Genomic DNA, 7,929 nt, shown 5'->3' on the forward strand with positions numbered 1-7,929 from the left:
TCGTAGGACAGCACGCGCGTGATCGTCGCGTCGGTGTTCCAGTCGCCCAGCTTGTTCGACATGCCGATGCTGAACTGATCCGAGTAAGGTGCCTTCAGGTCATTGTTGAGCATGTCGACTTCCTGGCCCTTGTTCGTGCCGGCGACGAGCGCCTGCAGGTTCTCGAGGCCATTCAGGTACGACGGGTCCCAGTTGACGCAATTGGTGTTCGGACCGACCGTGCAGGGGCGACCCGGGATGTTGAAGAAGATTTCCTGGTAGGGCAGGGCAGACTTGGTCTGTTCCAGCTGCAGGTAGTCATAGAGATTGCGATCGTAAGAGCGGCCGGCGCCGCCGTGGATCACATGCGCTTCGTCGGCGAACAGGTCATACGAGAAGCCGAGGCGCGGCGCCCACTGGTTCTGCGCATGACGGTTGTTGCCCGTGCCGATGTAGTCGCGGTAGTTGATGCCGCCCTTCGCCAGCGTCTGCGCATAGGTCTGCCCAGGGAACTGGGCCTGCGCGTTCTCGTCGAGCGAGTTGAAGCCGTCGATCACGTTCTGCGGGGTGACGTAGTCGAGGTAGGACGGCGTCTTTTCCTTGTCCCAGCGCACGCCGAGGTTCAGGGTGAGGTGGTCGTTCACCGACCAGTCGTCCTGGATATACGCGCCGTACTGCTTGCTGTTCGTTTCCGAGATCGCGTTCAGACCCGGGACCGGATTCGAGAACTGCGCCTTGTATGGGAGCGGGTTCGTGCCGTTCAGGTCGACGTTGTAGATGAACTGCGGGTTCGTGTTCTGAGCGTCCTGGGCGTGCAGCGTGACTTCCTTGTACTTGTAACCCATCTTCACGATGTGGTTGCCATGCCAGTTCAGGTCGTTGAAGGTGAAGTCGTCGGAGATCATCGGCCCTTCCTGGCCCTTGATTTGCGTCGCGAGAGGCGAGGCGGCACCGATGCCGATGATGGGCGCGTCGTTGCTCGGACGCCAGGTGTAGTTGTAGCCGTTGCCGTAGTTGATCGGCAGCGGATCGTTCGACGAGTTCTCGTACGAAGCCTTGAATTCGTTGAAGAACCACTCGCCGCTGTGCTGCCAGCGGAACGTGCCGCGGGTGTCATGATTCTCCGTCACGATCGACTGTGAGTAAGACTGGCCCGCGCCGATATTGTCCGCCTGCGTCTCGCGTCGCACCTGGGTGCTGATCTCGATGCGGTCGCGATCGGTCAGCTCCCAGTCGATCTTGCCGAAGTAAAGCTTTTCGTCGAACGGCAGGTTCGCCGGACCGAGTTCTGCCTGTGCGGCGGCCGGCAGCAGCCCGACGGCGCTGGCGGGCACATCCGAACCCGGGGTGACGGTGATCGGCGTATCGAACTTCTTCTGCTCGAAGGTCACGAAGAAGTGCATCTGGTCCTTGATGATCGGGCCGCCCAGCGCAAAGCCGTATTCCTTCTCGAAGGAGCGCGCCTTCTCGGCGTCTTCCTCGGCCGCGGTGCGGCTGCGGTACTTGTCCGAGGTGTAGGTGAAGAAGGTTTCCCCGTGGAACTCGTTCGTACCGGACTTGGTTTCGGCCGTGATCGCTGCCGACGAGACCTGGTCGTACTCGGCCTTGTAGTTCGAGGTGATGACCTTGTATTCGCCGATGGCGAGCTGCGGGAACGGATTGCCCTGGCTGTTGACCTGACCGGAAACGCCGCCTTCCTTCACGTAGCTCTTCTGGCCCACGCCGTCGATGAAGACGTTGACCGAACTGTTGTTCTGGGCGCCGCCGCGGAGCGACGTATGGCCTTTTTCGTCGACGCTGAACACCATGCCCGGCACGGTGTCGGCGAACTCGAGGAAGTTGCGCGAGACCTGGGGGATGGTCTGGATCTGGTGCAGCGAGATGGTCTTGGCGACTTCGGGCGTGCGCACTTCGGTCAGCGTCGTGGCGTTGACCGTGACGCCTTCCAGCGACGCGGCGTTGGCAGCGTTTGCCGGAGCGGCCGCGGCCGGGGCAGCCAGGTTCAACGTCGCGGTCGAAGCGACCGTGAGCGTCACGCTCTGCTGCGTGCCCGGACCTGCGTCGACCTGGTAGGTCGCCGGCGGCAGGCCGTTGATCACGTAGGTACCGTCGGCACCCGCCGTGGCCTTGCGGCTCAGGCCGGTCTGCGGATTGAACGCCGTGACCGTCGCTCCCGGCGCGGCCTTGCCGCGCAGCGTGGCGATGGCCGATTGAGCGAACGCCGAGGGCGTCACCACGGCAGCGGCGACCGCCGCGGTGATGACGCTGGTAAGAATCTTCTTCTTCAACTGCATCGAGGCTTTCATTGTTCCCCTCTCCCAAATGGTTCCACGTGTGTTTTCTTATCCGGCCATGGCGCGGAACACGGGGCCGACTTCCGTCGTGACGCGGTGGTCTTGCCACTCTTGTGAGCGTTCTTCCCCGGGTGACGCACTGGCTCCACGCAGTGGCGCGGCTGTTAAAACGGGTGTCCTGTGAAGACGCCGTCCTGAAGAATCCATCCAGGGCCCGGCAAGCCGCGTGTATCCGACGGACGGTCAGGCCCGTCGTCGTACCGTGTCGTTACCGCCGCAGGAGGCGCGCACGACAAGTTCGGTGCCTACGACGGTGCGCGGTTCGGGCGCGGCGTCGTCGGGTGCCTCGATCATGCGGACGAGCCGCTCCAGCGCGGCTTCGCCCAGTTCCGCGATGCGCACGCGAACCGTGCTGAGCGGCGGCGTGACATAGCGCGCCATGGGAATGTCGTCGAAGCCCACCACGGCGATGTCTTCCGGCGTGCGCACCTTCGCTTCCGAGAGCGCGGACAGGCAGCCGATGGCCATCATGTCGTTGGCGGCGAAGATCGCGTCCGGGCGCGGCACCATGGCCAGCGCCTGCTTGCCGGCGCGGTAGCCGGACTCCTCGGTGAAGTCGCCGGGAAGCACGACGGCCCGGTCGCCCAGGCCGGCGGCGGCCAGCGCCTCGCGATAGCCGCGGCAGCGCTCCTGCACGTCGTGGTTCACTTCGGGGCCGGCGATGAAGACGATGCGCTTGCGACCGAGGCCGAGCAGGTGCTCGGTCATCGCGCGCGCGCCGCCGAAGTCGTCGACATCGAGCGACGCGTGGCGGTCCGAGCGCACGTGGCTGTTGATCAGCACCGTGGGCAGCACGATCGGCAGGTTCTCGTCGAGGAAGGCCTCGTCGGCATGCGGGGACATCACCAGCAGACCGTCCACGCGGCCTTGCATCGCACGCAGCGCAATGGCCGCCTCGGTGGCGTCGCCATGCGAGCTGGACACGAGCATGTAGAGGCCGCGCGCCCGCGCGGCGAGGTCGATGCCGCGGATCAGCTCGGAGAAGAACGCGCCATGCAGGTCAGGTAACAGGGCGCCGATGGTCTGGGTACGGCGCGTGATCAGGCTGCGCGCCGCGTTGTGCGGCACGTAGCGCAGACGGGCGGCCACTTCGCGGATCCGCTTCTGCGTTTCCGCCGTGACCCCGCCATGTCCGTTGAGCGCGCGCGAGACCGAAGCCACCGATACGTTGGCCATCCTCGCGACGTCTTTGATCGTCACACTCACGTGTTCTCGCCCTTGAGCCAACCCCTCCCGGGGCTCGACGGCGCGGAACGTAAACGTTTTCACCCGAGGTTGTAAAGCGAGCTAAATCAAGCGCTTGTTGCAGTGCCGCAAGAAGTACCGGGAGGTTGAATACCAGTCGCCCGGGCGCGTTAAAAATTCGTGTTACATCAGCCGCCTGAGTGGTATTCGGCAAATTGCCGCGATGCCGCAACAAATGCACACACAACCTTCACCGACCTAAATACCTGCCGTGGAAGGAATTACGTAACGCGCGTTACATCCGGCCTCTCCGAAGCCAGCGGATCGAGCCTCTGTGGGAAGCGCGCTTTGCGCGCAAGTCAGGGTCCGACAACTTCCAAGATTTTTCAGAATCCTCCTAAAGCCGGGGCAACTCTGCATTGCTAGGGTGATGGACCACCGGCACCACAAGGAAGGATCCCCCATGAGCTCAAGAGCAGGGACCCATCTCCCGCTGCTGCTCCTGCTTGCTATATCGAATGCGGGCGCACAGACGAGGGATCCGGCCCCACCACCGCTGAATCCGCATCCCAGGGAAGCTATGCACGTCAGCGTGACGTTCGAAAACCCGGAGGATGCCAACCGGTACACCGCAACGATGGCTGCTCTCTACAGCAATAAGGAGCGAGAGTGTGGCTACTTCGACCCTCTCATGGGCGGCATCTTCCGGTACCCCCACGCCGTAGTCGACATTCCCAACGTGAGCCGAGACCCAGCGCAAGCTCAATTCATTCTGTACATGGACCGCTACTACCGAAGCACCTGCAACTGGGAAGCCTCGTCACCCAAGCTGAAGATCCATGACCGTCACACCGGGCAGGTGGCGTGGGGACACCAGTACATTCCAGACGAGCTAGCCCCTGGCATGGAATACAAAGAGATCTGCCTGTTCAGGGAAGACGATTTTCCTCAAGTTTGCTATGGCAAGCGGCCCGAGCACATCCCGCCATACAAGCGCTTCGTCGTCATTAGCGTCCGGGTCTCCAAGGATTCCGCATCACTACATCCTGTTGCACCAGGTGATTACCGCCACCTGTCCGAAGTTATGGATTCCGGAGTTGTGGCGAAGCCGCCTTTCTGAGGTGGCGACGACTAACTCTTCCCATCGTCAAAGGACACGGACATGTCTCTTCCTTCCGAACAATATGCATTTCTTGCTTCCAAAATTTATGACACGCTGAGCATGGGTGATGAGATCAGTAACGGTACCCACAGATATAAGGTCCGTTATGTCTCGCCACCCTCGGTCACGAACTACCATGGCGCGGTGCTCCAGGAGCAAGAAACCCGTCAGCTAGTCGTAGTAAACAAAGGCACCGAACCTGGCAGCATCCACGACGTCACGGCTGACCTTGGCATGGGTCTCATGGGGGCACCCACGCAATGGCCCGAGGCGGCTACCACGATGCGCGAAGCGTTACGCCTGGCCAACGACGGAGCTCCAGCAAACGGCATCAGCATCACCGGCCATTCTTTGGGTGGCGCTCTCGCTCAACTGCAAGCGGCCATGCCTGAGTCGGCCGGCGCCCATGTGGAAACCTTCAACGCCTATGGGGCACAGTCCATGGCGAGGATCATGAGCAAGCATCAGGCCCTCGATGTGTCGTCAGCGCAAGAGCGGGTCATTAACCATCGCATGTACCACGATCCGGTATCAGCCCTCGCTGCTCCGATCGGCCGCACCGTCGAATACATGGACTACGACGACTACCAGCGGCACAAGCAGGGCAGCATGTCTCCGATCGCCGAGGCTGGCGCCATCGCCACAGCTCACGGCATCGGCAACTTCTGGGATGCAGAGCGCAACCAGCCGGGCGCGGTGTTCGCGCACAACTACATGCGCGACCTGCATCATCGACCACTGGATGACCTGCCGCCGGGCGTTCCCCTGGATCTCTCGGCGCCTTGGCAGACCCTCGGGCAGCAGGAACGCGCGCCGATGCCACCACTGGCCGCTACGGCCAGCACCGACGAGATGTTCGACTATCTGTGCAAGGCCGTGGACCAGGATGACAAGGGTTTCATGGAAGCGCTCCGCCAGATCGGCCAGACCGACTTCGCCCGTGAGTTCCACGCCCAGGCATCACAGCAAGTGGACATGGAAGATCGCATCACGGCATTGGAAACGCAGTTGCAACAAGCGCAGGAGCAACAGATGGCGCAAGCCCAGCAGGTCCGCGGGCCCGTGTTGAGTCTGTAGGGAGTAGACGATGTACGACGAAGGAACGAAGAAGGCGGCGATGCAGGTAACGGCGATGCTGGAACGCCTGTCGCGCATGAGCGATGCCATGGAGGCGCGCCACAGGCAAACCATCGAAGAGCAAGAGCGAACGGTGCAGGCGCTGCCGGACGTACTACGCGATGCCGCGGAGCGGACCTTGGGCGGCATCGCGACGGATGCCGCGAGCACCACGCGGATGGCGCTGGTCGGGCCGGTCGCGGAAGCGGCCCAGCGGGCGGCGGAGCACGAGCGCCTCATGCGGGCCAGTACCGACGCAATGCTACAGACGCAGCGCAAGCTGGCGGGCGTCATACGCAAGGCCATGTGGGTAGTGACAGGCGTGCTGGCGATCCTTCTTCCGGTAATCGCGCTGGGCGGATACCTTGGATGGCATTACAAGCAAGTCATTGCACGGCACCAGATCGAGGCCGATGTACTCCGCGTTTACAACCAGGCCGATGTGCGCCTGTGCGGCGATCGTTTATGTGCACGCGTGGATCGCGCCGACAAGCGCTACGGCGACTACGTTCCGGTCAAGCTGCGATAGCCCGGGCCCCCAAACCACGCAGACTCAGGCTTACTGGAGCTCGGCCTTCACGGTCGTCGTGACGGCCCGCCGCGACGACCACACACTGCACGGATCGCCTTCGACCGCACGCTTGCGCGTCGCGATGCCCAGCCAGGCGAAGCCGACGCCCATCGCGATCGCCACGAGGTCCACGCCCAGGACCGCGAAGTCGCCTTCGCCCAGCGTGCGCGCAAGGCGGTCGCCGTGGATGGCGACGTCGAGGCCGCCCACGGCAATGCTCACGACGGCCGTGGCCCACAACAGCTCCACGGCTGCTTTCGCAGGACGGCGCCAGAAGGTCCAGAGGATCGCGGCGGCGAAGCTGGCGAAGCAGACGGGCTGCACGACAGCCGTGGCGGATGCGCCCCAGAGCGGCAGGAGCAGGCTGCCGAGGAAGGTCATCGAAATGGCGAAGCACGAACCGATGCAGACGCCGACCGTGGCAGTGGCCATGGCGCGCACCTTCATCGGCTGGTCCGCCTGCCGGCGCTTGCGCCGCGATTCGATGTACAGCAGGTTGCCGGAGTAGAAGAGGAACGCGCCGGCGAGGCCGAGCAGGAAGTACAGCCAGCGCAGCGACAGGTTGCCGAAGGAGCCGAAGTGCAGGCCGAAGATGGCCGAATACGTCGCATGATTCGCATCGCGCACGCCGGCCAACTGCATGTTGAGCACATGGCCGTCGACGGCATCCAGCGCGACGGAACCGTATTCGCCCAGCGTCTTCGTGGAGGTTCCGCGCACTTCGGCGGTGGCGCCCTGTTGGCCGTAGTGCGCGTAGCGCATGTAGTCGGGAGAGAAATCCGCGGCACCGGCCGCGATGGCGGCGTGGCGCGCACGCGCGCCCAGTTCAGCTGGGGAGAGCATCGCTGCTGAGCCGCCCCTGGCCTTCGTGTCCGGCAGCGAACTGGTCATGCGATCGAATGCCGGCATCAGCTTGCCGTCGAAAGCCACGCTGTTGAATGCCATCAACATCACCAGCGTCAGGCAAAGCAGTGCGCCCGTGATGGCGAAGATAATGTGGAAGGGCAGGCTGAGGATGCCGATGACGTTGTGCGCGTCCTGCCAGAGGCGCTTGAGGTTGTGTCCCGGACGCAGCGCGAACAGCTCGCGCACGAGGTTGGGCAGGTGGATCAGCAGGCCGGTGAGCAAGGCGAGGCCGTAGATGATGCTGACCACGCCCATCAGATAGATGCCGACGACCGGAATGCCCAGGTCGTAATGCAGTTCGTAGATGAAGTCGGCGAGACCGTGCTCGTGGTCCTCCGAATCGCGCGGAGCGGTCTCGCCCAAGGTCTGCGTTTTCCACGAACCGTCCTTTTCCATCCAGTACGCGGCTACTTCGTGCGACGGATGATCGGCAGGAAAGGTAATGCCCACCTGCTCGCGCGCCGCGGGATGCTTCGCCACGATGTCGTCGAGCATCGCTTGCGCGCGGTCCATCGTGTCCGTCCTGGCCATCGCCGCCTGTGGCAGTGCCCAGGTGTCGATCTCCTCGTGGAACATCGTGAGGGCGCCGGCATAGAACGCGATGAACAGGGCGAAGCCGGCGAGGAGGCCGGTCCAGGTGTGCACGGTGGTGAAGG

The 7,929-nt window shown here is 63.3% G+C and carries 6 protein-coding genes; 3 read left to right on the forward strand and 3 right to left on the reverse strand.

Annotated features, from left to right (window positions below):
* A partial coding sequence (locus tag ACR9ZH_RS18230) for a TonB-dependent receptor (RefSeq protein WP_481292180.1) occupies positions 1-2,285 on the reverse strand: 2,285 nt, incomplete at its 3' end.
* 231 nt (positions 2,286-2,516) lie between these two features.
* Positions 2,517-3,560 (reverse strand): LacI family DNA-binding transcriptional regulator, encoded by a 1,044-nt coding sequence (locus ACR9ZH_RS18235; RefSeq protein ID WP_481292181.1) that lies wholly within the window; start codon positions 3,558-3,560, stop codon positions 2,517-2,519.
* A gap of 538 nt (positions 3,561-4,098) precedes the next feature.
* Between ACR9ZH_RS18235 and ACR9ZH_RS18240 the strand changes: the two genes are divergently transcribed.
* Genes ACR9ZH_RS18240 through ACR9ZH_RS18250 form a run of 3 tightly spaced genes read left to right on the forward strand, consistent with a single transcriptional unit; the run spans position 4,099 to position 6,325 of the window.
* On the forward strand, positions 4,099-4,638 hold the full coding sequence (locus ACR9ZH_RS18240; protein ID WP_481292182.1) for a hypothetical protein: 540 nt from the start codon (positions 4,099-4,101) through the stop codon (positions 4,636-4,638).
* Between the two features lie 42 nt (positions 4,639-4,680).
* The gene (locus ACR9ZH_RS18245) at positions 4,681-5,757 is read left to right on the forward strand and encodes a Tle-like phospholipase domain-containing protein (RefSeq protein ID WP_481292183.1); all 1,077 of its coding nucleotides are present in this window, start codon (positions 4,681-4,683) and stop codon (positions 5,755-5,757) included.
* 10 nt (positions 5,758-5,767) lie between these two features.
* Positions 5,768-6,325: a hypothetical protein gene (locus ACR9ZH_RS18250; protein WP_481292184.1), complete on the forward strand. Its 558-nt coding sequence runs from the start codon at positions 5,768-5,770 to the stop codon at positions 6,323-6,325.
* 30 nt (positions 6,326-6,355) lie between these two features.
* On the opposite strand, the gene ACR9ZH_RS18255 is transcribed toward ACR9ZH_RS18250, so the two are convergent.
* The coding region (locus tag ACR9ZH_RS18255) for a PepSY-associated TM helix domain-containing protein (protein WP_481292185.1) at positions 6,356-7,929 on the reverse strand (1,574 nt) is incomplete at its 5' end.

It is taken from the genome of Luteibacter sp. SVR4-7G (assembly GCF_056755555.1).